Raw genomic sequence first — 21,302 nt, 5'->3', positions numbered from 1 at the left:
GCTATGGCGGAAGGGCAAATCATTAAGGCGTTAAGCGGATTTTATTACGTCCTGTCCGAAGGCCGCGTGTTCCAATGCCGCGGGCGCGGTGTGTTCCGCAAGAAAAAAGTGACGCCGCTCGTCGGCGACCGCGTCGTTTTTCAGGCGACGAGCGAAACGGAAGGCTATATTTTGGAGATTGGCGAGCGGCAAAATGAGCTTGTGCGGCCGCCGATTGCCAACGTCGAACAGGCGATTTTAGTCTTTTCGGCTGTAAGCCCGGACTTCAGCGCCAAGCTGCTCGACCGCTTTCTTGTCTTGGTTGAATCGAAACGCATCACGCCGATCATTGTCATCAGCAAAATCGATTTGTTGGATGGCGAATCAAAAGAAGAGATTGCCCGCTACGTGCATGATTACCGGCGCATCGGCTACGACGTGATTGAAACGTCAGCAGTGACCAAGGGCGGCCTCGATGAACTGGCGTTGCGCCTTCGCGGCCGCGTCTCAGTCGTCGCCGGGCAGTCCGGCGTCGGCAAATCGTCCCTATTAAACGCGCTCCGTCCGGATTTGCGGTTGAAAACGGGCGACATTTCCACCCATTTAGGGCGCGGCAAGCATACGACCCGCCATGTCGAACTGCTTGAGGTCGCCGGTGGGCTTGTCGCCGACACCCCAGGGTTTAGTGCACTTGAGTTCGACCAGATCGAGCTTGACGAATTGCCGCATTATTTTCCTGAATTCCGAACGTACGGGGAAGGGTGCAAGTTCCGCGGCTGCCTTCATATCGCCGAGCCGAAATGCGCTGTGCGTGAGGCGGTCGAGGCCGGGGAGATTCCGTCGTACCGCTATGACCACTACGTTAGTTTTGTTGCCGAAATGAAAGAACGAAAGCCGAGGTATTGAACATGATTCGAATTGCGCCATCGATTTTATCAGCCGATTTCGCCCGCCTGGCTGAGGAGATTCGTTCGGTCGAGGAAGGCGGGGCGGATTGGATTCACGTCGATATCATGGACGGGCATTTCGTGCCGAATTTGACGTTCGGTCCGCCGGTCGTGGCCGCCATTCGACCGGTGACGAAGCTGCCGCTTGACGTCCATTTGATGATCGCCGACCCGGACCGATACATTCCGGCGTTTGCGAAAGCGGGCGCGGATGTGATTTCCGTCCATGTTGAGGCGTGCGTGCATTTGCATCGGACGATTCATTTTATCAAAGAACAAGGCGTCAAAGCCGGGGTGGTGCTCAATCCGCATACACCGGTCGAGATGATCCGCCATGTGATCGGTGATGTCGATCTCGTCTTGTTGATGACGGTCAATCCAGGGTTTGGCGGACAGGCGTTCATTCCGGCGGTCGTGCCAAAAATCCGTGAGGTCGCCCGGATGGCCAGCGAACAAAATAAAGAGGTCGATATTGAGGTCGACGGCGGCATCAATGCGGAAACGGCGCCGCTTTGCGTGGAAGCCGGGGCGAACGTGCTTGTCGCCGGCTCGGCCATCTACAATGAACGGGATCGAGCCGCCGCCATTCGCACGCTTCGCGAAGTGTGCGCCAACTAGCCAAAAAGGCAGCGCCGCTTTTGCCATCTTATCGAGCCGCAGGGTGATGAGAGCAAAGAAAAGGACGGAAGATGGCCGCCTCGGCCCTTGCTGAAAGGGGGAAACGCATGTGTTGATCCATATTGTCGGCGGCGGTCCGCGCCACCTTCTTCCCGATTTGCGCTCGTATGATGGGAACGATGTGCAGTGGGTCGGCGTCGACCGCGGTACGAAAGCGCTGCTGGATTTCGGACTCCGTCCGGTGCGGGCGTTTGGCGATTTTGATTCGCTGCCGGCAGAGGAGGTCAAGCGGCTAAGGGAGATGCTGCCGGAGCTTGACATTTGGCCGGCGGAAAAAGATAAAACGGATATGGAGATCGCTCTTGACTGGGCGGTTAGGCAGACAGATGGGGCCATCCGTCTGTTTGGGGCGACCGGCGGGCGGCTTGACCATTTGTTTGGCAACGTTGAGCTGCTGTTAAAGTACGCCGGGCGGCCCATTGAACTCATCGACCGGCAAAACGTGCTCACCGTCCATCTGCCCGGCGTGCATACGGTTGCGCGCGACGATCGATACCGCTATGTGTCATACATCCCGATTTCCGAAACAGTGGCGGAGCTTACGCTTATCGGATTTAAATATCCGCTAACAAACTGTCATATTTCCCGCGGTTCGACATTATGTATTAGTAACGAACTTATCCAATCTTCCGGTACTTTTTCGTTTTCAGAAGGCATATTAATGATGATAAGGAGCAGCGATTTTGCCGGCTGCCCGTAGTCGCGCTTGGCTTATGACGGAATATAATGGATAAGGAAATGGCGGGAAGCTCGTTATGATCGGTGTGAGGAGGGAATCGGGATGAAGTTTTATACGATCAAGCTGCCGAGATTTTTAGGCGGAATCGTGCGGGCGGTGTTGAACGCATTTAAAAAAGGATAAGAAAAAAGCACCATTTTTGGTGCTTTTTTGTTGCCGCCGAACAAAAGGAGGGTTGCAACCTTTTGGGCGGCTTCTTTTCGTTAGGCCGTTAGACGCGTTTCACTTTTCCAGATTTCAGCGCGCGCGCCGAAACCCAAACGCGTTTCGGTTTGCCGTCAACTAAAATGCGCACTTTTTGCAAGTTGGCTTTCCATGTGCGGCGGCTGGCGTTCATGGCATGCGAACGCGAGTTGCCGAACGATTTCTTCTTGCCGGTAATGAAGCACTTCGCCATCGTTTTTCCCTCCTTGCTTTCACATCCCTCTAAAAACACTATTATAATTTACCATACAACTGTAGGGATTGCAATAGACGTGCGGTTTTCTTTCAAGAAACTGTCCTTGACATATATTTCAGTTTTCGGCTAAATAATACTAGTGGGCGGACGGGAAGCGCTTTGAAAACAGAAAGCGTTATAGTACAATAGGGGTAGCTGTGCGAGATACGCAAAGGGGGAACGAGCATGTCGATCGAATGGCAAACGAAATACGGGCGCATCGAAGTCGCCAATGAAGTCATTGCGATGATCGCGGGGGGAGCTGCCGTCGATTGCTACGGCATTGTCGGAATGGCGTCGAAAAACCAAATTCGCGATGGGCTGTCGGAAATTTTGCGCCGGGAGAATTTTTCCAAAGGGGTTATTGTCCGCGAAGAAAACGGCGAGGTACATATCGATATGTACATCATCGTCAGCTACGGAACGAAAATTTCCGAAGTCGCTCATAACGTGCAGTCGAAAGTGAAGTACACGCTCGATCAGACGCTCGGGCTGGCGGTTCAGTCGATCAATATTTACGTTCAAGGGGTTCGGGTGTCAAACCCGTAGTAAGGAGGAGTTAGCCGGTGACAATGAGGACGCTTGACGGAAGACGATTTGCCGATATGGTGCAGCAAGGGGCCGCACATTTGGCGAACAACGCCAAGACGGTCGATGCGCTGAACGTCTTTCCGGTTCCAGATGGCGATACAGGAACAAACATGAACTTGTCGATGACGTCCGGGGCGAAAGAAGTGAAGGCGAATGCCTCCGACCATATCGGCAACGTCGCCGCGGCGCTGGCAAAAGGGCTGTTGATGGGGGCGCGCGGCAATTCCGGCGTCATTTTGTCGCAGCTGTTCCGCGGATTTGCCAAGGCAGTCGAAGGCAAACAAGCGGTGAACAGCTTCGAATTCGCCGCCGCTTTGCAGGCGGGGGTGGACACAGCCTATAAGGCGGTGATGAAGCCGGTTGAGGGGACGATCCTCACCGTTGCCAAAGAAGCGGCGCGCAAGGCGGTGGAGGTGGCAAAAAAAGAACGCGACGTGATCGCCGTGATGGAAGCGGCGCTCGCCGAGGCGAAAGCGGCGCTGCAGCGCACACCCGAATTGCTCCCGATCTTAAAGGAAGTCGGTGTCGTCGACAGCGGCGGTCAAGGGCTCGTATACATCTATGAAGGGTTTCTTGCTGCTTTGAAAGGAGAAATCGTGAGCGCCGCACGCGCTGAGGCGCGGATGGACGATCTAGTGAAAATGGTGCACCATCAAAGCGCGCAAAGCCATATTCATGCCGATGAGATCGAGTTTGGCTACTGTACGGAATTTATGGTCCGTTTTGAGCCCGAAAAGCTGGCCGAGCACCCGTTTTCCGAAGAAACGTTCCGCCGCGAGTTAAGCCAGTTCGGCGACTCCTTGCTCGTTGTCGCGGATGAAGAGCTTGTTAAGGTGCACATCCATTCGGAAACGCCGGGTGAGGTGCTGACATACGGTCAACGCTACGGCAGCTTGATCAATATTAAAATTGAAAACATGCGCGAACAACATGCCAACATCGTCGGCAAGGAGGCAAAAACGCTTCCTGGCGTTGCCAAAGAGGAAGCAAAGCCGTACGGCATCGTCGCCGTCGCCATGGGCGCTGGCGTGGCTGAACTGTTTCGGAGCATCGGTGCACACGCCATCATTGAAGGTGGGCAAACGATGAACCCGAGCACGGAAGAAATCGCTGACGCCATCCGCCTCGCCAACGCGGAAACGGTGTTTGTGCTGCCAAACAACAAAAACATTGTGATGGCGGCAAAACAAGCGGCGGAGCTTTCCGAACAGCGGGTGATCGTCATCCCGTCGAAAACGGTTCCGCAAGGTCTGGCGGCGCTCTTGGCGTTCAATCCGGCGCAATCGGCCGAGCAAAATGAGCGGGCGATGACGGCGGCGCTGTCGCGAGTGAAAACGGGGCAAGTGACATTTTCCGTGCGCGATACGACGATTGACGGCATCGAGATTCAAAAGGGCGATTACATGGGGTTATGGGATGACCGCATTATTGCCGCTGACAAAGACAAACTCGCCGTAACGAAGCGGCTGCTTGATGCGCTCATTGATGAAGAAAGCGAAATCGTGACCATTTTGTACGGCGAAGACGCAACGGAGATCGATGTGGAAACAGTCGTTGCCTATTTGGAAACAAAACATGACGGGGTCGAAGTGGAAGTGCATAACGGAAAGCAGCCGCTGTATCCATTTATCATTTCCGTCGAATAATATGTTAGAATAATAGAAGGGAGCATTCCCTTCTATTTTTCTTATTTTTCTGTTTTGTGGAGGAATAGCGGAGATGAAATACAAAAGCGTCTTTGATATCATTGGCCCGGTGATGGTCGGGCCGTCAAGTTCACATACGGCCGGGGCGGTGCGCATCGGTTTGGTTGCGCGCAAGTTGTTTGGCCGAAAGCCGACGTGGGCGCGCATTTCGTTTTACGGCTCATTTGCCGAAACGTATCGGGGGCATGGCACCGACGTTGCCATTGTCGCCGGGCTGCTTGGGTTTGACACGTTCGATGAACGTCTTCCGAATGCGCTTGAGATCGCCCGAGCGGAAGGTGTAGATGTGTCGTTTTTCGCCGAGGAGGCGATTCCGCATCATCCGAATACGGCGCGCCTGCGGATTGGCGATGATGAAGGCGAGCTTGAGCTCGTCGGCATTTCGATCGGCGGCGGCAAAATCGAAATCGTCGAATTGAATGGGTTTGCCTTGAAGCTGTCTGGCCACCATCCGGCGCTGCTCATTATGCATAATGACCGGTATGGGACGATTGGGGCGGTGGCTTCGGTGTTGGCGAAACAGAAAATCAACATCGGCCATATGGAAGTGTCGCGCAAGGAGAAAGGGAAAGAGGCGCTCATGGCGATCGAAGTTGACCAGCCGTTGACCGATGATCTGATTCAAGAATTGGAGCAGCTGCCGAACATCATTCAAGTGGCGAAGCTTGCGGATTGAAAAGAAATCGGTTTCATGTTGATGTGCATCAAAGAAGATAAGCCATGATGGAGAGAGGACAGGTGGGAATCAAATGTTTCGCAATGTGGCTGAACTTGTGGCGTTGGCCGAAAAGGACAGCATCAAAATCGCTGAAGTGATGATTCGTCAGGAAGTGGAAGTGAGCGGGCGAAGCCGGGAAGAGGTGATCGCGCAAATGGATCACCATCTAGCCGTCATGGAGCGCGCCGTCGAGAGGGGACTCGAAGGGGTTGTGTCCCGCTCCGGATTGACGGGCGGAGATGCGGTGCGGATGCAGCGTTATATTGAGGGCGGCCGTTTTTTGTCCGGAGAGACGATTTTAGACGCCGTCAGCAAAGCCATGGCGACCAACGAAGTGAACGCAGCGATGGGCGTCATTTGCGCCACGCCGACGGCTGGGGCGGCCGGCGTCGTCCCGGGGACGCTGTTTGCCGTGAAAGAGAAGCTGCGGCCGACAAGAATGGAAATGATTGAGTTTTTGTTTACAGCCGGGGCGTTTGGCTACATTGTCGCCAACAACGCCTCGATTTCCGGCGCCGCCGGCGGCTGTCAAGCCGAAGTTGGGTCGGCGGCCGGCATGGCCGCCGCGGCGCTGGTTGAGCTGGCCGGTGGGACGCCTGCTCAAGCGGCCGAAGCGATGGCCATCGCCTTAAAAAATATGTTGGGATTAGTATGCGACCCGGTTGCTGGCCTGGTCGAAGTGCCGTGCGTCAAGCGGAACGCGATGGGGGCGGCGAACGCCATGATCGCTGCGGATATGGCGCTAGCCGGCATTAAAAGCCGCATCCCGTGCGATGAAGTGATTGAAGCGATGTATCGCATCGGTGCAGCCATGCCGGTGGTGCTCAAAGAAACGGCGCAAGGGGGGTTGGCCGCGACGCCGACTGGCCGCGCCATTGCGGCCCGCATTTTCGGCGCTTCTGCGGCATCGAAGTGAACGAAGCGATGCAGCAGCCGGTGACGGCGGTCAAAGGCATCGGTGAAGAGACGGCGGCGGCGCTTGCCGACATCGGCATCGCGACGGTCGGTGAGCTGCTTGCGTACGCCCCGTACCGCTATGATGATTACGAACAAAAAGATTTGGCCGCCGTCCGCCATGAAGAAAAAGTGACAGTGGAAGGAAAAGTATACAGTGCCCCGCTGTTGACGTATTACGGAAAGAAAAAATCGCGCCTTTCCTTCCGCATGCTGGCCGATCGCTACTTGATCACCGTCGTTTGTTTCAACCGTCCCTATTTGAAGGAAAAAATCGCCCTGAACGAGACGGTGACGGTGATCGGCAAATGGGACCGGCATCGGCAAACGATCAACGCCTACGAGCTTCGGTTCGGACCGGCTCCGGAGACCACCGGCATCGAGCCGGTTTACTCCGTGCGCAGCCCACTGACGGTGAAAACGATGCGCCGGTTGATGAAAGCGGCGTTCGAACAGTTTGGCGAGCACATTCCCGACCCGTTGCCGCCCGCTTTGCGCCGCGCTTATCGCCTTGTCGACAAACAAGAAGCGCTCCGCGCCCTTCATTTTCCGCGCACGCGCGAAGAATTGCATCAGGCGCGGCGCCGGCTCATCTATGAGGAGTTTTTGTTGTACCAGCTGAAAATGCAGGCGCTCCGTCGATTGATGCGCGATGAGCGGCGCGGCGTCGTTCATTCGTTTTCTGAAGAGCGGCTTTCGTCCTTTCTTTCCGGATTGCCGTTTGTCTTGACGAACGCCCAGCGCCGTGTCATCGGCGAAATTTTGGCGGACATGCGCTCGCCGCGGCAAATGAACCGGCTTTTGCAAGGCGACGTCGGTTCTGGCAAGACGGTCGTTGCCGCTGTCGCTCTTTACGCCGCCGCTTTGTCCGGATTTCAAGGAGCGCTGATGGTGCCGACGGAAATTCTGGCTGAACAGCACGCCCGCTCGCTCGCCGAGCTGTTTGCCGATACGGATGTGACGATCGCGCTCTTGACAAGCTCAGTGAAGGGAAAGCAGCGCAAAGCAGTGCTTGCCGAACTGGAAGAAGGAACAATTGATATCGTCGTAGGCACGCACGCCTTGATTCAAGAAGGAGTGCAGTTTCGCCGGCTCGGCCTCGTTATTACGGACGAGCAGCACCGGTTTGGCGTCGAACAGCGCCGCGTTTTGCGTGAGAAAGGGCATGCACCGGATGTATTGATGATGACGGCGACGCCGATTCCGCGCACACTCGCCATTACGGCGTTCGGCGACATGGACGTATCGGTGCTCGATGAAATGCCGGCCGGACGAAAAAAAGTCGAGACGTATTGGGTGAAGCATCATCAGTTCTCCCGCGTGCTCGATTTTATCGAAAAGGAATTGCGCCGTGGTCATCAGGCGTATGTCATCTGTCCGCTCATTGAGGAGTCGGACAAATTGGATGTGCAAAACGCCATCGATGTCCATAGCCAGCTTGTCCATTATTATCGCGGGAAATATGAGATCGGCTTGATGCACGGCCGGCTGTCGGCCGACGAAAAAGAACGCGTCATGAGGGCGTTCAGCGAAAACCGCATCCATGTGCTCGTCTCGACGACGGTCGTTGAAGTCGGCGTGAATGTACCGAATGCGACGGTGATGGTCATTTACGACGCCGAACGGTTTGGCCTCGCCCAGCTCCATCAGCTGCGCGGGCGGGTCGGGCGCGGCGACGCCCAGTCGTACTGCATTTTGATCGCCGACCCGAAATCGGAAGTCGGCAAAGAACGAATGCGCATCATGACGGAAACGGCCGATGGGTTTGTGTTGGCCGAAAAAGATTTGGAGCTGCGCGGTCCGGGCGATTTTTTCGGTACAAAACAAAGCGGGCTCCCGGAATTCCGCTACGGCGATCCAGTGCATGATTACCGCATTTTGGAAGTCGCCCACCGCGATGCCGCCAAGCTCGTTTCCTCGGCCGCGTTTTGGCGCGATGAGGCGTACGCCGGGCTGCGCGCCGAGCTGGAAACGTCCGGCATACTCGATGGGGAAAAGCTAGATTAATAGACAGGGGAGGAGGCGCCGGCGCATTCGCGCCCCGCTGTTTTTTATGGTAATTGATTTTTTGGCCAGTGAAAGCCTATATTTTTATTGTTCGGACGGAGGAGGCAGGAGATGCCTGTCCCACTATTTCGTTTGTGAGCCTCGAGGATGGAGCAGAAAGCCGTTTGGCGAGGGGGGCGTCGGATCCACAGCGGCCGACAGCATGTGGCGCTGTTCATTTTTTGTGCTTGCATTTCGTTTTTTGATATTATATATTACTTTTAGTACCTAGTCATAAAATCGGACGGTGTCACGAATCGATGAGAAAAAGCAAACGCGAACGGCAACGGTTGTTGCAGGAGACGATCCGGGAAAACCCGTTTATCACCGATGAAGAGCTCGCCGAAAAATTTTCGGTCAGCGTGCAGACGATCCGCCTTGATCGGCTTGAGCTGTCGATTCCCGAACTGCGTGAGCGCATCAAGAATGTCGCCCGCCAGTCGTTCGCTGATAAAGTGCGGGCGTTGCCGCTTGAAGAAGTGATCGGCGACATTATTGACATCGAGCCGGATGCGAGCGCCATTTCGATTTTCGATGTGAAAGAGGAGCACGTCTTTCGGCGCACCCGCATCGCCCGCGGCCATCATTTGTTCGCTCAGGCCAACTCGCTTGCCGTCGCTGTCATCCATGATGAACTGGCGCTGACAGCGAAAGCGACCATTCGTTTTGTGCGCCAAGTGAAAGAAGGGGAGCGGGTCGTAGCCAAAGCGAAAGTGACCGGAAAAACGGCGCACGGGCGCACAATCGTCGAGGTGAACAGCTACGTCGGCCAGGAGCTCGTCTTTTCTGGTACGTTTGAAATGTATCGTTCAAACATAGAGAAAAAGGATGGGGACAGCAATGAATATCGCGGTTGATGCCATGGGTGGAGACCATGCCCCGGGCGAAATCGTGCGCGGGGCGCTTATGGCCGCCGCCCATTTCCCTGACATCGAGATTACGCTGATTGGCGATGAAGAGAAAATTCGCCCGCATGTGACGGGTGAAGAGCGCATTTCGATCATCCACACCGACGAAGTGATCGAAGCAGATGATGAGCCGGTGCGGGCAGTGCGGCGCAAAAAGAACTCGTCGATGGTGCGCATGGCGGAAGAAGTGAAAGAAGGGCGCGCCGCTGCCTGCATTTCCGCCGGCAATACCGGGGCGCTCATGGCAGCCGGACTGTTTGTCGTCGGGCGGGCAGCCAGCATCGACCGCCCGGCGCTCGCCCCGACGCTGCCGACGTTGGATGGGCGCGGCTTTGTCTTTCTGGATGTCGGCGCCAACGTCGATGCAAAGCCGGAACATTTGCAGCAATACGCTTTGATGGGACATGTGTACGCAAAGAACGTGCGCGGCGTCGAAAAACCGCGCATCGGCTTGCTGAACGTCGGAACGGAAGACCAAAAAGGAAACGAAACAACGAAACGGGCGTTTGCCTTGCTCAAGGAAACGAACCTTCATTTCATCGGCAATGTCGAAGCGCGCGATCTGCTGCAAGGAGTGGCTGATGTTGTCGTCGCCGACGGCTTTGCCGGCAATGTTGCGTTAAAAACGATTGAAGGGACGGCGCTGGCGCTCTTTTCCTTGCTCAAGCAGACGCTGACAAGCGGCGTCGCGGCGAAGCTGGCCGCCGCCGTCCTCAAGCCAAAGCTCGCCGGGCTGAAAAAAATGATGGACTACTCGGAGTATGGCGGCGCGGCGCTGTTTGGCTTAAATGCTCCGGTCATTAAAGCGCACGGGTCGTCCGATGCGAACGCCATCTTCCACGCCATCCGCCAGGCGCGAGAGATGGTGGTTCATGATGTCATCGGCACGATCAGAGCGGAGCTGGAACGGGCATAATCGGTAAAGGAGGAATCAAAAATGGGGAAAATCGCCTTTTTATTTCCTGGCCAAGGATCGCAGACGGTCGGCATGGCGAAAGACGCTGCCGAGCATGACGACCGCGCCCGTGCCGTCATCGCGGAGGCTGACGAGCGGCTTGGATTCGCGCTTTCCAAGCTCATGTTCAACGGACCGCAAGAAGAGCTGACGTTGACATATAACGCCCAGCCGGCGCTCTTGACCGCCAGCATCGCCTTGCTCCAGCTTGTCGACGGCGCTGGGCTGAAAGCGGACTATGTTGCCGGCCACAGCTTAGGCGAATATACGGCGCTTGTCGCCGCCGGCGCCATGTCGTTTGCCGATGCCGTCTACGCGGTGCGCCGCCGCGGTGAGCTGATGGATGAAGCGGTGCCGGCCGGTGAAGGGACGATGGCGGCGGTGCTTGGGATGGACGCTGATGCGCTTGAAGCAGTGACAAATGAAATCGCCGCCCAAGGCGATCCGGTCGAGCCGGCCAACTTCAACTGCCCGGGGCAAATTGTCATCTCCGGCTCGAAAGCCGGAGTGGAAAAAGCGGCTCAGCTTTTGAAAGAACGCGGCGCCAAACGCGTCATTCCGCTTGAGGTGAGCGGTCCGTTCCACTCCGCTCTCATGAAGCCGGCGGCAGAAAAACTGAAAGCGGTTCTTGACAGTTTGGTGATTCGTGACGCCGTCATTCCGGTCGTCGCCAATGTGACTGCTGAGCCGGTGACGAAAAAAGAGGACATCGCCCGCCTTCTCATTGAACAACTGTATTCGCCGGTGCGTTGGGAGCAGTCGGTGCGCACGCTTCTTTCGCTTGGCGTCGACACGTTTGTCGAAATCGGTCCGGGAAAAGTGTTGTCCGGCCTTGTGAAAAAAATCGACCGCAACGCCCGCGTTTATGCGGTGAACGATCTTGCTTCCTTCGAAGCGACCGTTGCGGCGCTGAAAGGGGAATAAAGCGATGCTCGAAGGAAAAATTGCTCTTGTGACCGGGGCGTCGCGCGGCATTGGCCGGGCGGTCGCTCTGGAGCTTGCCCGCCAAGGGGCGAACGTTGCCGTCAATTACGCCGGCAGCGAGGCGAAAGCGAATGAAGTTGTCGAGGCCATCCGCTCGCTCGGCCGCGAAGCGATCGCCGTGCAGGCGGACGTCGCCCGCGCTGAAGATGTTGAGCGCATGGTGAAAACGACGATTGACCATTTTGGCCGCCTCGATATTTTGGTCAACAACGCCGGCATTACACGCGACAATTTATTGATGCGGATGAAAGAAGAAGAATGGGATGCCGTGATTAACACGAACTTAAAAGGAGTATTTCTTTGTACGAAGGCGGCAACGCGCCCGATGATGAAGCAGCGCTATGGGCGGATCGTCAACATTGCTTCGGTCGTCGGCGTGATCGGCAATCCGGGGCAGGCGAACTATGTCGCCGCCAAGGCCGGCGTCATCGGGCTGACGAAGACGGCGGCGCGCGAATTCGCCAGCCGCAACATCACCGTTAACGCCGTCGCACCAGGATTCATTACGACCGATATGACCGAAGCGCTCAGCCCGGAGCTGAAGGCGGAAATGTTAAAGCAAATTCCGCTCGCCCGCTTTGGCGAGCCGGATGATGTCGCCCGCGTCGTCGCTTTCCTCGCTTCCGACGCCGCGAGCTACATGACTGGACAGACGCTTCATGTTGACGGCGGCATGGTGATGCCGTAAGAAAAACAGCGCTAGTATTTTTTCTGCCAATCGACTATAATCATGAAGGGAGGTGAACGCAATGGCCGATGTATTGGAACGTGTAACGAAAATCATCGTTGACCGGCTGGGGGTTGACGAATCGCAAGTGACGCTCGAAGCGTCGTTTAAGGACGACCTGGGCGCTGACTCGCTCGACATCGTCGAACTCGTCATGGAACTTGAAGATGAATTCAACATGGAAATTTCCGATGAAGAGGCGGAAAAAATCGTCACAGTCGGAGACGCTGTGAACTACATAAAAAGTCGTCTGTAATGCTGCTTTTTTGCAAAGTCCCGTTGCTTCGAACGGGGCTTTCTCTGCTTTTTCAGGGATGCTCGGCGGGCCTTGCGGAAAAAAGCGCACGATTCCCGCTCGCGTAGCGGACCGGAGAACGGATATAATAGAAGAAGACACGGCCATTTTGTTCTGGAACGAAGTCGGAGGGCATTTTTATGTCAAAACAAAAAGATAAAGAGCGCATCCATGAAAAGAGGCGGGCGAAGTTTCAAGAGCTGCAAAACAAAATCGGCATCACCTTTCGAAACGAAAAGCTGTTGATTCAAGCGTTCACCCATTCATCGTATGTGAATGAGCATCGGCGGCGGCTTCACGAAGACAATGAACGGCTTGAGTTTTTAGGCGATGCCGTGCTGGAGCTGACCGTTTCTCAATATTTATTTCAAAAGTTCCCGCATATGAGCGAGGGGCAATTGACGAAGCTGAGGGCGGCCATCGTCTGCGAGCCGTCGCTTGTGAAATTTGCCAACGCCCTGTCGTTCGGCGAGCTCGTCTTGCTCGGCAAAGGCGAGGAGCTGACCGGCGGGCGGACGCGTCCGGCGCTCTTGGCAGACGTCTTTGAGGCGTTCATCGGCGCTTTGTATTTGGATCAAGGAATGGACGCGGTCATCCGCTTTTTGGAGAAAACGATGTTTCCGAAAATTGATGAAGGTGCTTTTTCTCATGTGATGGATTTTAAAAGCCAGCTGCAGGAATTGGTGCAGCGGGACGGCAGCGGAACGCTTGAATACGCCATTTTGGAGGAAAAAGGTCCGGCCCACAACAAGGAGTTTGTCGCCCGCGTAGCGTTAAACGGCCAAGAGCTTGGCATCGGCGTCGGCCGCTCGAAAAAGGAAGCCGAACAACATGCGGCGCAAATGGCGCTCGAAACGTTGCGGGCTGCCGATCAGCAGTGAAGGCTGGCGCTGTTACGTCAGTCTTTTTTCTGTGAACGTGCGAAGGGATGGAGAGCAAACGCTGCTCATGGGTGTTTCGATGAACATGCGCGCCTTGAGCGGGGGAAGAAAGGCGTTTTTTTCGATAGCTCATATGGTAGGATGAAAAGATCGAACGTCTCGGTTTCCAAAAAGGGCTCCGGGGTGTTTGTGGTGGATCACAGTGGAAAGATGGTGAGGCGTCATACCATGTTCCTGAAACGATTGGATGTGATCGGCTTTAAATCGTTCGCCGACCGTGTATCGATCGAGTTTGTCCCTGGTGTGACGGCGGTCGTCGGTCCGAACGGGAGCGGCAAAAGCAACATTACCGATGCGATCCGTTGGGTGCTCGGTGAGCAATCAGCAAAATCGTTGCGCGGGGCGAAAATGGAAGACGTCATCTTCGCCGGCAGCGAATCGCGCAAGCCGCTCAATGTGGCTGAAGTGACGATCACACTCGACAATGAAGACGGCTTTTTGCCGCTTGAGTACCAGGAAGTGAGCGTGACCCGGCGCGTCTATCGCTCGGGGGAGAGCGAGTTTTTCATCAACCGCCAGCCGTGCCGTTTGAAAGACATCGTCGATTTGTTTCTCGATTCCGGGCTCGGCAAGGAGGCGTTTTCCATCATCGGCCAAGGCCGGGTCGAAGAGATTTTAAGCAGCAAACCGGAAGAGCGGCGCACGATTTTTGAAGAAGCGGCCGGCGTGTTGAAGTACAAGCTGCGGAAAAAAAAGGCGGAGGCGAAGCTAGCGGAGACGCAAGACAACTTGCACCGCGTCAACGATATTTTGCACGAGCTCGAACAGCAGCTTGAGCCGCTCCGCATGCAGGCGTCGCTCGCCAAAGAGTTTTTGGAAAAACGCGAAGAGCTCGAGAGATTTGAAGTGGCGCTGATGGTTCACGACATCGAGCAGCTGCGCGGGCAATGGAATGAGTTGAAGGAAGCGCTTGATGGGCACCAGCGGGACGAAGTGGCGCTGGCGGCGGCGTTGCAGAAAATGGAAGCCCAAATCGAACAGCTCCGCGATCAAATGACCGCCATTGACGAATCGATCGACGGTTTGCAGCAAGTGCTTCTTTTAGCCAGCGAAGAGCTTGAGAAGCTCGAAGGGCGGAAAGAAGTATTGAAAGAGAGAAAAAAGCATGCCGCGAGGCGAAAAGCGCAGCTGGACGACATAACGGCTGCACTGGCTGCGAAACGGCGCCGCTTGACGGAGCAGCTGCATGCCGAGCGGGAGGAACTCGCCCGGCTTGAGGCGGGCGCCGCAGCGCTCGAGCGGGAGCTGAAAGAAAAACAGGCTTTGTTTTCGGCGCATGAAGCCGACATTGAAGAAGAAATCGAGCGGCGAAAAGGTGATTACATCGACCTTGTTCATGAACAGGCGGCGTTGAAAAACGAACGCGCACATGTGGAGCAGGCGCTTGGCAAGCTGCATGCCAAACGGACGGCGCTCGATGAAGCGAACCGCCGCCATCTCGCCGAACGTGAACAGCTCGAGCAGAAGCGGGCGGCTTTATGGGCCGAGCAGACCCGCCTCGAACAGGCGCTGACGGAAGCGCATAACAGACAAGCCGCTCTCGCCGCGGCGCTCGCAGCGCAAAAAACGGAGCTCGAGCAGCATGAAGCGTTGCTGCATCAGGCGCGCCAATACCGGCAGCAAACCAAAGCGCGCCAGCAATGGTTGGAAGAGATGCAACATGATTATTCCGGTTTTGTCCAAGGAGTAAAAGAAGTATTAAAGGCGCGCGACCTTCTGCCCGGCATTCATGGCGCCATTGTTGAGCTCATTCGCGTGCCGGACCGCTATGAGACGGCGATTGAAACGGCGCTCGGCGGGGCGATGCAGCATATCGTCGTTGACAGCGAACAGGCGGCGCGGCAAGCGATTCACTATTTGAAAACGAACGGCTACGGGCGCGCGACGTTTTTGCCGCTTGACGTCATCCAAGCGCGCGCGCTTTCCGAACGGGAGCGGGCGGCGATTGACCGCCATCCGGCGTTTGTCGGCATCGCAAGCGAGCTCGTCGAATACGACCGCGCCTATAGGGCGGCGATCGCCCATTTGCTCGGCCATGTCATCGTGACAGCCGATTTAAAAGGCGCGAATGAGCTGGCCAAGCTTCTTCACTATCGCTATCGCCTCGTGACATTGGACGGTGATGTCGTCAGCCCTGGCGGGGCGATGACCGGCGGCGGGGCGGCGAAAAAGACCGCGTCGTTGCTAAGTCGAAACCGCGAGCTTGAGACGCTTTCGGTCAAACTGCAGGAAATGGATGAAACGATCGCTCGGCTTGAGCGGGCTGTTGCCGCAAAACGACACGAGCTGGCGGAGCAGGAAGCGCAGGCGGCCGCGCTGCAAGAAGAGGTTGCGGCGCTTCGGGAGGCCCTGCAAAGACAAAAGGACGAGCAACGCGAGCTCGAATGGCAGAAAAAACGGATCGACGAGCGGCTCGCACTGTATGATGAAGAAAAGGCGAACGACGAGCGCGAAATGGCAGAGCTCAACCGCCGCCTCGGCGCCATTGACAGGCAGCTTGAGCAGCTTGCCGAGAAACTGCAGGCGATCGATGACGACATCAGCCGGCTGCAGGCGCAAAAACAGACGGAGCAAACGACGAAAGAGGCGCTCCAGGCAGCGATCACGGAGCAAAAAATCGCCTTGGCGGAAACGAAAGAGCGCGTGAAACATGCACGCCGGAAAGTGGAAGAATGGGAAGCGGAGCTTGCCGAAACGATCCGTGGGCTCAAAGAAGCAGAGCGCGAACGAGCCGCTTTGGATGCGGAAATGGAGGCGCCGGAATGGAACGAGGAAGAGATTGAGCAGCTGCGAAAGCAAAAGCTTGAGGACAAGCAAAAGACATTGGAGCTGATTGCGAGCCGTCGCGAACAGCGGCTCGATTTCCAACGCCGTCTTGAACATTTGGAACAGGAATGGAAAGAGACGAAGCGGCAGCATAAACAGCTCGCCGATGTCGTGAAAGACGAAGAAGTAAAGTTGAACCGGCTTGATGTGGAGCTTGAGAATTTGCTTGTCCGTCTGCGCGAAGAGTATGGGCTGTCGTTTGAAGCGGCTCGCTCCGCGTACCCGCTTGAGATCGGCGCCGATGAGGCGCGCAAGCGGGTGAAGCTGATCAAGCGCGCCATGGAGGAGCTCGGCACCGTCAACTTGGGGGCGATCGATGAATACGAACGAGTTTCCGAACGGCACCGCTTTTTAAGCGAGCAAAAAACCGATTTGGAAGAGGCGAAGGCGACGCTCCACCAAGTCATTGATGAAATGGACGATGAAATGAAAAAACGATTTTTCGCGACGTTTGAACAAATCCGCGCCCATTTTGGCGAGGTATTTGGCGAGCTGTTCGGCGGCGGGCGCGCCGATTTGCGGCTGACCGATCCGAACGACTTGCTTGAGACTGGGATCGACATCGTTGCTCAGCCTCCGGGGAAAAAGCTGCAACATTTAAGCTTGCTTTCCGGCGGCGAACGGGCGCTGACGGCGATCGCCCTCTTGTTTTCGATTTTAAAGGTGCGTCCGGTGCCGTTTTGCGTCCTTGATGAAGTCGAAGCGGCGCTTGATGAAGCGAACGTGCAGCGGTATGCCCAATATTTAAAACGGTTCAGCCGCGACACGCAGTTTATCGTCATCACCCATCGAAAAGGGACGATGGAAGAAGCGGACGTGCTGTACGGCGTCACGATGCAAGAATCGGGCGTCTCAAAGCTTGTTTCCGTCCGTTTGGAAGATTCGAAGGAGCTCGTGCGGTCATAATGGAAAGGAGGCGCTTTGGATGGGTTTTTTTCAAAAATGGAAAGAAAAATGGACAAAGCAAGCGGATGCCGTAACCGAAAAGTTTAAAGAAGGGCTGTCAAAAACGCGAAATTCGCTCGCCGGGAAAGTGAACGACCTCATCGCCCGTTATCGGAAAGTGGATGAAGAGTTTTTTGAAGAGCTTGAGGAAATTTTGATCGCCGCGGATGTGGGCGTCACGACCGTCATGGAACTTGTCGATGAGCTGAAAATGGAAGTGAAGCGCCGCAACATTCAAGACCCGGCGCAAATGCGCGACGTCATCGCCGAAAAGCTCGTTGACATTTACCGCGCCGGCGCCGATGACAAAGAACTTTCCGCTTTGAATATACAAGAAGGCGGGCTGACGGTCATTTTGTTCGTCGGTGTCAACGGCGTCGGTAAAACGACAACGATCGGCAAGCTCGCCCATAAGCTGAAATCGGAAGGGAAATCCGTCTTGTTGGCAGCTGGCGACACGTTCCGCGCCGGGGCGATCGAGCAGCTCGAAGCGTGGGGCGAGCGCGTTGGGGTCGACGTCATTAAGCAGGCGGCCGGCTCCGATCCAGCGGCGGTCATGTATGATGCGATTCAAGCGGCGAAAGCGCGCGGCGTTGACGTATTGTTATGCGACACGGCCGGGCGGCTGCAAAACAAAGTGAATTTAATGAAAGAGCTCGAAAAAGTGAAACGCGTCATCAGCCGCGAAATTCCGGGCGCTCCGCATGAAGTACTGCTTGTGTTGGATGCGACGACCGGGCAAAACGCGATGAGCCAAGCCAAGCTGTTTAAAGAAGCGACCGATGTGACCGGCATCGTGTTGACGAAGCTTGACGGCACGGCGAAAGGCGGCATCGTGCTTGCCATTCGCAACGAGATGGCCATCCCGGTGAAACTCGTCGGCCTCGGCGAGAAGATGGACGATTTGCAAGTGTTCGATCCAGAACAGTACGTCTACGGATTGTTTGCTGATTTGCTGGAATCATAAACAAGCCAACAGAGGGTGCTCCCAAAACAATGGAGCGCCCTTTGTTGTTACGTCCACGGGGGTGTAACCGATAAGCCCTTTGTCCGTTCCATCCCTTGACACCTTGCCGAAAAGACGGTACACTACATTTTTGTAAAGGTATTTTACTTAACAATGAGGGAGGGAGAGTCCGGTGCTGGAAAAAACGATGCGCATGAACTATTTATACGATTTTTACCAAGCGCTGTTGACGCCGAAACAGCGCAACTATATGGCGCTTTACTACTTGGACGACTACTCCCTCGGGGAAATTGCCGAACAATATGAGGTGAGCCGCCAGGCGGTGTACGATAACATCCGGCGTACAGAAGCGATGCTGGAGCAGTATGAAGAGAAGCTCGGGCTGCTGCGAAAATATGAACGGCGGCGGCAGATCATCGAGCGGCTGAAAGACTACATCAGCCGGCGCTACGGCGCTGACGCCGAATTGGCGGCGCTAGTCCGCGAGCTTGACGAACTTGATTAAAAAAGGGGGTGGCCGCCATGGCGTTTGAAGGACTGTCTGAACGTTTGCAGCAGGTGATGAACCGCATCCGCGGCAAAGGGAAAGTCACCGAAGCGGATGTCAAAGAGATGATGCGCGAAGTGCGCCTTGCGCTTTTGGAAGCTGACGTCAACTTTAAAGTCGTCAAAGATTTCATCAGACAGGTGAGCGAGCGGGCTGTCGGGCAGGAAGTGATGAAAAGCTTAACGCCGGGCCAGCAAGTGATCAAAATCGTCAAGGAAGAGCTGACGGCGTTAATGGGCGGTGAGCAAAGCCAAATCGCTGTCGCGAAGAAACCGCCGACCGTTGTGATGATGGTCGGGTTGCAAGGGGCCGGGAAAACGACGACCACCGGGAAGCTGGCCAACTTGCTGCGCAAACGGCATAACCGGAAGCCGCTTCTGGTGGCTGCCGACGTTTACCGCCCGGCGGCGATCAAACAGCTTGAGACGCTTGGCAAGCAGCTCGACATGCCTGTCTTTTCGTTAGGCGAGCACGCCAATCCGGTTGAAATCGCGAAACAGGCGCTCGAGCGGGCGAAAGAAGAGCATTATGATTACGTGCTCATCGACACAGCCGGCCGCCTCCACATTGATGAAGCGCTCATGGATGAACTGAAGCAAATGAAAGAAGCGGTCAAGCCGGATGAAATTTTCCTCGTCGTTGACGCCATGACCGGGCAAGATGCCGTCAATGTCGCACAAAGCTTCCATGAGCAGCTCGGCATCACCGGGGTGATTTTGACGAAGCTGGACGGCGACACGCGCGGCGGGGCGGCGCTGTCGATTCGCGCCGTCACCGGAGCGCCGATCAAGTTTGCTGGGATGGGCGAAAAACTTGACGCTTTGGAGCCGTTCCATCCGGAGCGAATGGCGTCGCGCATTTTAGGCATGGGCGATGTCCTGACGCTCATCGAAAAAGCGCAGGCGGCCGTCGACGAAGAGAAGGCGAAGGAGCTCGAACAAAAAATGCGCACGGCCACCTTCACGCTTGACGACTTTTTGGAGCAGCTCGGCCAAGTGCGCAAGCTCGGACCGCTTGACGAACTGATTAAAATGCTGCCGGGCGCCAACAAAATCAAAGGGCTCGCCAACATCCAAGTCGATGAAAAGCAAATCGCCCGCGTTGAGGCGATCATCCGCTCGATGACGAAAGAAGAGAAAACGCATCCGGAAATCATCAACGCTAGCCGCAAAAAGCGGATCGCCAAAGGAAGCGGCACGACGGTGCAGGAAGTAAACCGGCTTTTGAAGCAATTTGACGAGATGAAAAAAATGATGAAAATGATGACGAATATGCCAAAAGGGAAAAAGAAAGGATTCCGTTTTCCATTTATGTAAATGAAGATCTGTTAAGCGAAAAACCTTTACAAACGGAAAAAGAATTGTTAATATACTATCTTGTGTGAACTCTATACGGAGGTGCGTACTGACTATGGCAGTAAAAATTCGTTTAAAACGCATGGGGACAAAGAAAAAACCATTCTATCGCATCGTGGTAGCTGATTCGCGCTCGCCGCGCGACGGTCGTTTTATCGAAACGATCGGCACGTACGATCCGGTCGCTGAGCCGGCGCAAGTGAAAATCGATGAGGAATTGGCGCTCAAATGGCTGCAAAACGGCGCCAAACCATCGGATACGGTGCGCAGCTTGCTGTCGAAGCAAGGCATTTTAGAGAAGTTCCATAACTTGAAATACGGCAAATAAGCGAGATGCACATGAAGCCGCTCATTGAAACGATCGTCAAGGCGCTTGTCGATCATCCGGAGGCGGTGGCGGTTGAACGCCGCGAAGAAGAGACGGCCGTCATCTATGAGCTGTCCGTGCATGAAGACGACACTGGCAAAGTGATCGGCAAACAAGGGCGGACGATCCAGGCGATTCGCACGGTCGTTGCCGCCGCCGCGGCCGGATCGCCAAAGCGGGTTGTTGTGCAAGTGAAAGACAAAGGGTGAGGATGTTCCTCTCCCTTTTTTGATATGATGCCAAAGGGCGCAAAAATGGCCCGGGTGCCGTTCATTCCGTGTCAAAAGGGGGAAGAGGATGAAGCTCATTCAAACGGTTGAGGTGCGGCAAATCGTCACCGAACGGAGCAAACAAGAGCTTGCCGCCGCGTTTTTGGCGCGCAAGCAGCAGCTCGAGCGCGAGTGCGACCAGCTTCGTTTTGAACAGAAACGAATGGAGAAAAGCGGAAACTATCCGCCCGCTTTAGTGAAACAATATTTTGCCAAAGAGATCGACGAGCGGATGGAGAAAATGAAACTGCTTGAGTTTCAGCTCGAACAATTACATATGCTACCGTTAGGGAGCGAATTGAAAGAGCGGGAAGTCGAGGCGCTCGTTGAGGTGAACGTCGGCGACCGTTGGGAAGAGGTGACAAAAACGCGCGCCATCATCATTGAAGACGGCGTCGTCAAAGAGATTCGCTAAGAAG

General features: G+C 55.4%; 23 protein-coding genes. 22 read left to right on the top strand and 1 reads right to left on the bottom strand.

Annotation, left to right across the window (positions count from 1 at the left end; all coding sequences use genetic code 11):
- The first annotated feature begins 3 nt into the window (after positions 1 to 3).
- From rsgA to spoVM, 4 genes are all read left to right on the top strand, one after another.
- Positions 4 to 885, top strand: coding sequence for a ribosome small subunit-dependent GTPase A (gene rsgA, locus ACVBDQ_RS01100; RefSeq protein WP_014195416.1), 882 nt, complete (start codon positions 4 to 6; stop codon positions 883 to 885).
- A gap of 2 nt (positions 886 to 887) precedes the next feature.
- On the top strand, positions 888 to 1,544 hold the full coding sequence (gene rpe, locus ACVBDQ_RS01095) for a ribulose-phosphate 3-epimerase (protein ID WP_014195417.1): 657 nt from the start codon (positions 888 to 890) through the stop codon (positions 1,542 to 1,544).
- A gap of 109 nt (positions 1,545 to 1,653) precedes the next feature.
- A complete protein-coding gene (locus ACVBDQ_RS01090) occupies positions 1,654 to 2,304 on the top strand; it encodes a thiamine diphosphokinase (RefSeq protein WP_033025061.1) in 651 nt (216 codons plus the stop codon).
- Between the two features lie 81 nt (positions 2,305 to 2,385).
- Positions 2,386 to 2,466: a stage V sporulation protein SpoVM gene (gene spoVM, locus ACVBDQ_RS01085; RefSeq protein ID WP_011230680.1), complete on the top strand. Its 81-nt coding sequence runs from the start codon at positions 2,386 to 2,388 to the stop codon at positions 2,464 to 2,466.
- Between the two features lie 88 nt (positions 2,467 to 2,554).
- Here spoVM and rpmB read toward each other — a convergent pair whose 3' ends face one another.
- Positions 2,555 to 2,740 carry a 50S ribosomal protein L28 gene (gene rpmB, locus ACVBDQ_RS01080; protein WP_011230681.1) on the bottom strand — a complete coding sequence of 62 codons (186 nt, stop codon included), beginning with the start codon at positions 2,738 to 2,740 and terminating at the stop codon, positions 2,555 to 2,557.
- A gap of 228 nt (positions 2,741 to 2,968) precedes the next feature.
- Between rpmB and ACVBDQ_RS01075 the strand changes: the two genes are divergently transcribed.
- The 18 genes from ACVBDQ_RS01075 to ACVBDQ_RS00990 all read left to right on the top strand — a co-directional run bounded on the left by ACVBDQ_RS01075 (position 2,969) and on the right by ACVBDQ_RS00990 (position 21,298).
- Positions 2,969 to 3,331 carry an Asp23/Gls24 family envelope stress response protein gene (locus ACVBDQ_RS01075; protein WP_011230682.1) on the top strand — a complete coding sequence of 121 codons (363 nt, stop codon included), beginning with the start codon at positions 2,969 to 2,971 and terminating at the stop codon, positions 3,329 to 3,331.
- A gap of 17 nt (positions 3,332 to 3,348) precedes the next feature.
- On the top strand, positions 3,349 to 5,019 hold the full coding sequence (locus ACVBDQ_RS01070) for a DAK2 domain-containing protein (protein ID WP_014195419.1): 1,671 nt from the start codon (positions 3,349 to 3,351) through the stop codon (positions 5,017 to 5,019).
- Positions 5,020 to 5,092: 73 nt separating this feature from the next.
- Positions 5,093 to 5,755, top strand: coding sequence for an L-serine ammonia-lyase, iron-sulfur-dependent subunit beta (sdaAB, locus tag ACVBDQ_RS01065; protein WP_023634005.1), 663 nt, complete (start codon positions 5,093 to 5,095; stop codon positions 5,753 to 5,755).
- Between the two features lie 73 nt (positions 5,756 to 5,828).
- Positions 5,829 to 6,713, top strand: coding sequence for an L-serine ammonia-lyase, iron-sulfur-dependent, subunit alpha (sdaAA, locus tag ACVBDQ_RS01060; protein WP_062898521.1), 885 nt, complete (start codon positions 5,829 to 5,831; stop codon positions 6,711 to 6,713).
- A complete protein-coding gene (gene recG, locus ACVBDQ_RS01055; RefSeq protein ID WP_062898522.1) occupies positions 6,710 to 8,758 on the top strand; it encodes an ATP-dependent DNA helicase RecG in 2,049 nt (682 codons plus the stop codon). The genes sdaAA and recG overlap by 4 nt, the downstream gene beginning before the upstream one ends.
- A 299-nt stretch (positions 8,759 to 9,057) precedes the next feature.
- Positions 9,058 to 9,654, top strand: coding sequence for a transcription factor FapR (gene fapR / locus ACVBDQ_RS01050; protein WP_011230687.1), 597 nt, complete (start codon positions 9,058 to 9,060; stop codon positions 9,652 to 9,654).
- A complete protein-coding gene (gene plsX, locus ACVBDQ_RS01045; RefSeq protein ID WP_011230688.1) occupies positions 9,638 to 10,621 on the top strand; it encodes a phosphate acyltransferase PlsX in 984 nt (327 codons plus the stop codon). The genes fapR and plsX overlap by 17 nt, the downstream gene beginning before the upstream one ends.
- Before the next feature lie 21 nt (positions 10,622 to 10,642).
- The gene (fabD, locus tag ACVBDQ_RS01040; RefSeq protein WP_011230689.1) at positions 10,643 to 11,584 is read left to right on the top strand and encodes an ACP S-malonyltransferase; all 942 of its coding nucleotides are present in this window, start codon (positions 10,643 to 10,645) and stop codon (positions 11,582 to 11,584) included.
- A 4-nt stretch (positions 11,585 to 11,588) separates the two neighbouring features.
- The gene (gene fabG / locus ACVBDQ_RS01035; RefSeq protein ID WP_011230690.1) at positions 11,589 to 12,332 is read left to right on the top strand and encodes a 3-oxoacyl-[acyl-carrier-protein] reductase; all 744 of its coding nucleotides are present in this window, start codon (positions 11,589 to 11,591) and stop codon (positions 12,330 to 12,332) included.
- 61 nt (positions 12,333 to 12,393) lie between these two features.
- Entirely contained in the window at positions 12,394 to 12,627 is a 234-nt protein-coding gene (locus ACVBDQ_RS01030; RefSeq protein ID WP_011230691.1) for an acyl carrier protein, read from the top strand.
- Positions 12,628 to 12,806: 179 nt separating this feature from the next.
- Positions 12,807 to 13,547 carry a ribonuclease III gene (gene rnc / locus ACVBDQ_RS01025; RefSeq protein WP_011230692.1) on the top strand — a complete coding sequence of 247 codons (741 nt, stop codon included), beginning with the start codon at positions 12,807 to 12,809 and terminating at the stop codon, positions 13,545 to 13,547.
- A gap of 228 nt (positions 13,548 to 13,775) precedes the next feature.
- Positions 13,776 to 17,339 (top strand): chromosome segregation protein SMC, encoded by a 3,564-nt coding sequence (gene smc / locus ACVBDQ_RS01020; protein WP_021321696.1) that lies wholly within the window; start codon positions 13,776 to 13,778, stop codon positions 17,337 to 17,339.
- A 19-nt stretch (positions 17,340 to 17,358) separates the two neighbouring features.
- Positions 17,359 to 18,345 (top strand): signal recognition particle-docking protein FtsY, encoded by a 987-nt coding sequence (ftsY, locus tag ACVBDQ_RS01015; protein WP_013523383.1) that lies wholly within the window; start codon positions 17,359 to 17,361, stop codon positions 18,343 to 18,345.
- A gap of 172 nt (positions 18,346 to 18,517) precedes the next feature.
- Positions 18,518 to 18,850 (top strand): putative DNA-binding protein, encoded by a 333-nt coding sequence (locus tag ACVBDQ_RS01010; RefSeq protein WP_011230695.1) that lies wholly within the window; start codon positions 18,518 to 18,520, stop codon positions 18,848 to 18,850.
- Between the two features lie 17 nt (positions 18,851 to 18,867).
- A complete protein-coding gene (gene ffh, locus ACVBDQ_RS01005) occupies positions 18,868 to 20,208 on the top strand; it encodes a signal recognition particle protein (RefSeq protein ID WP_011230696.1) in 1,341 nt (446 codons plus the stop codon).
- 94 nt (positions 20,209 to 20,302) lie between these two features.
- Positions 20,303 to 20,575 carry a 30S ribosomal protein S16 gene (gene rpsP, locus ACVBDQ_RS01000; protein ID WP_011230697.1) on the top strand — a complete coding sequence of 91 codons (273 nt, stop codon included), beginning with the start codon at positions 20,303 to 20,305 and terminating at the stop codon, positions 20,573 to 20,575.
- An 11-nt stretch (positions 20,576 to 20,586) separates the two neighbouring features.
- Entirely contained in the window at positions 20,587 to 20,823 is a 237-nt protein-coding gene (locus ACVBDQ_RS00995; protein WP_011230698.1) for a KH domain-containing protein, read from the top strand.
- Between the two features lie 88 nt (positions 20,824 to 20,911).
- Entirely contained in the window at positions 20,912 to 21,298 is a 387-nt protein-coding gene (locus ACVBDQ_RS00990) for a YlqD family protein (RefSeq protein WP_011230699.1), read from the top strand.
- Positions 21,299 to 21,302 lie beyond the last annotated feature (4 nt).

Source organism: Geobacillus sp. CCR (assembly GCF_052906625.1).
Note: the sequence above shows the minus strand (reverse complement) of the source record. Positions and strands in the feature narration are given on the sequence as shown.

Coding starts and splice junctions, on each gene's coding strand:
- rsgA (WP_014195416.1), top strand. CDS start 4: ATGGCGGAAGGGCAAATCATTAAGGCGTTAAGCGGATTTTATTACGTC.
- rpe (WP_014195417.1), top strand. CDS start 888: ATGATTCGAATTGCGCCATCGATTTTATCAGCCGATTTCGCCCGCCTG.
- spoVM (WP_011230680.1), top strand. CDS start 2,386: ATGAAGTTTTATACGATCAAGCTGCCGAGATTTTTAGGCGGAATCGTG.
- rpmB (WP_011230681.1), bottom strand. CDS start 2,740: ATGGCGAAGTGCTTCATTACCGGCAAGAAGAAATCGTTCGGCAACTCG.
- ACVBDQ_RS01075 (WP_011230682.1), top strand. CDS start 2,969: ATGTCGATCGAATGGCAAACGAAATACGGGCGCATCGAAGTCGCCAAT.
- sdaAB (WP_023634005.1), top strand. CDS start 5,093: ATGAAATACAAAAGCGTCTTTGATATCATTGGCCCGGTGATGGTCGGG.
- sdaAA (WP_062898521.1), top strand. CDS start 5,829: ATGTTTCGCAATGTGGCTGAACTTGTGGCGTTGGCCGAAAAGGACAGC.
- fapR (WP_011230687.1), top strand. CDS start 9,058: ATGAGAAAAAGCAAACGCGAACGGCAACGGTTGTTGCAGGAGACGATC.
- plsX (WP_011230688.1), top strand. CDS start 9,638: ATGAATATCGCGGTTGATGCCATGGGTGGAGACCATGCCCCGGGCGAA.
- fabD (WP_011230689.1), top strand. CDS start 10,643: ATGGGGAAAATCGCCTTTTTATTTCCTGGCCAAGGATCGCAGACGGTC.
- fabG (WP_011230690.1), top strand. CDS start 11,589: ATGCTCGAAGGAAAAATTGCTCTTGTGACCGGGGCGTCGCGCGGCATT.
- ACVBDQ_RS01030 (WP_011230691.1), top strand. CDS start 12,394: ATGGCCGATGTATTGGAACGTGTAACGAAAATCATCGTTGACCGGCTG.
- rnc (WP_011230692.1), top strand. CDS start 12,807: ATGTCAAAACAAAAAGATAAAGAGCGCATCCATGAAAAGAGGCGGGCG.
- smc (WP_021321696.1), top strand. CDS start 13,776: ATGTTCCTGAAACGATTGGATGTGATCGGCTTTAAATCGTTCGCCGAC.
- ftsY (WP_013523383.1), top strand. CDS start 17,359: ATGGGTTTTTTTCAAAAATGGAAAGAAAAATGGACAAAGCAAGCGGAT.
- ffh (WP_011230696.1), top strand. CDS start 18,868: ATGGCGTTTGAAGGACTGTCTGAACGTTTGCAGCAGGTGATGAACCGC.
- rpsP (WP_011230697.1), top strand. CDS start 20,303: ATGGCAGTAAAAATTCGTTTAAAACGCATGGGGACAAAGAAAAAACCA.
- ACVBDQ_RS00995 (WP_011230698.1), top strand. CDS start 20,587: ATGAAGCCGCTCATTGAAACGATCGTCAAGGCGCTTGTCGATCATCCG.
- ACVBDQ_RS00990 (WP_011230699.1), top strand. CDS start 20,912: ATGAAGCTCATTCAAACGGTTGAGGTGCGGCAAATCGTCACCGAACGG.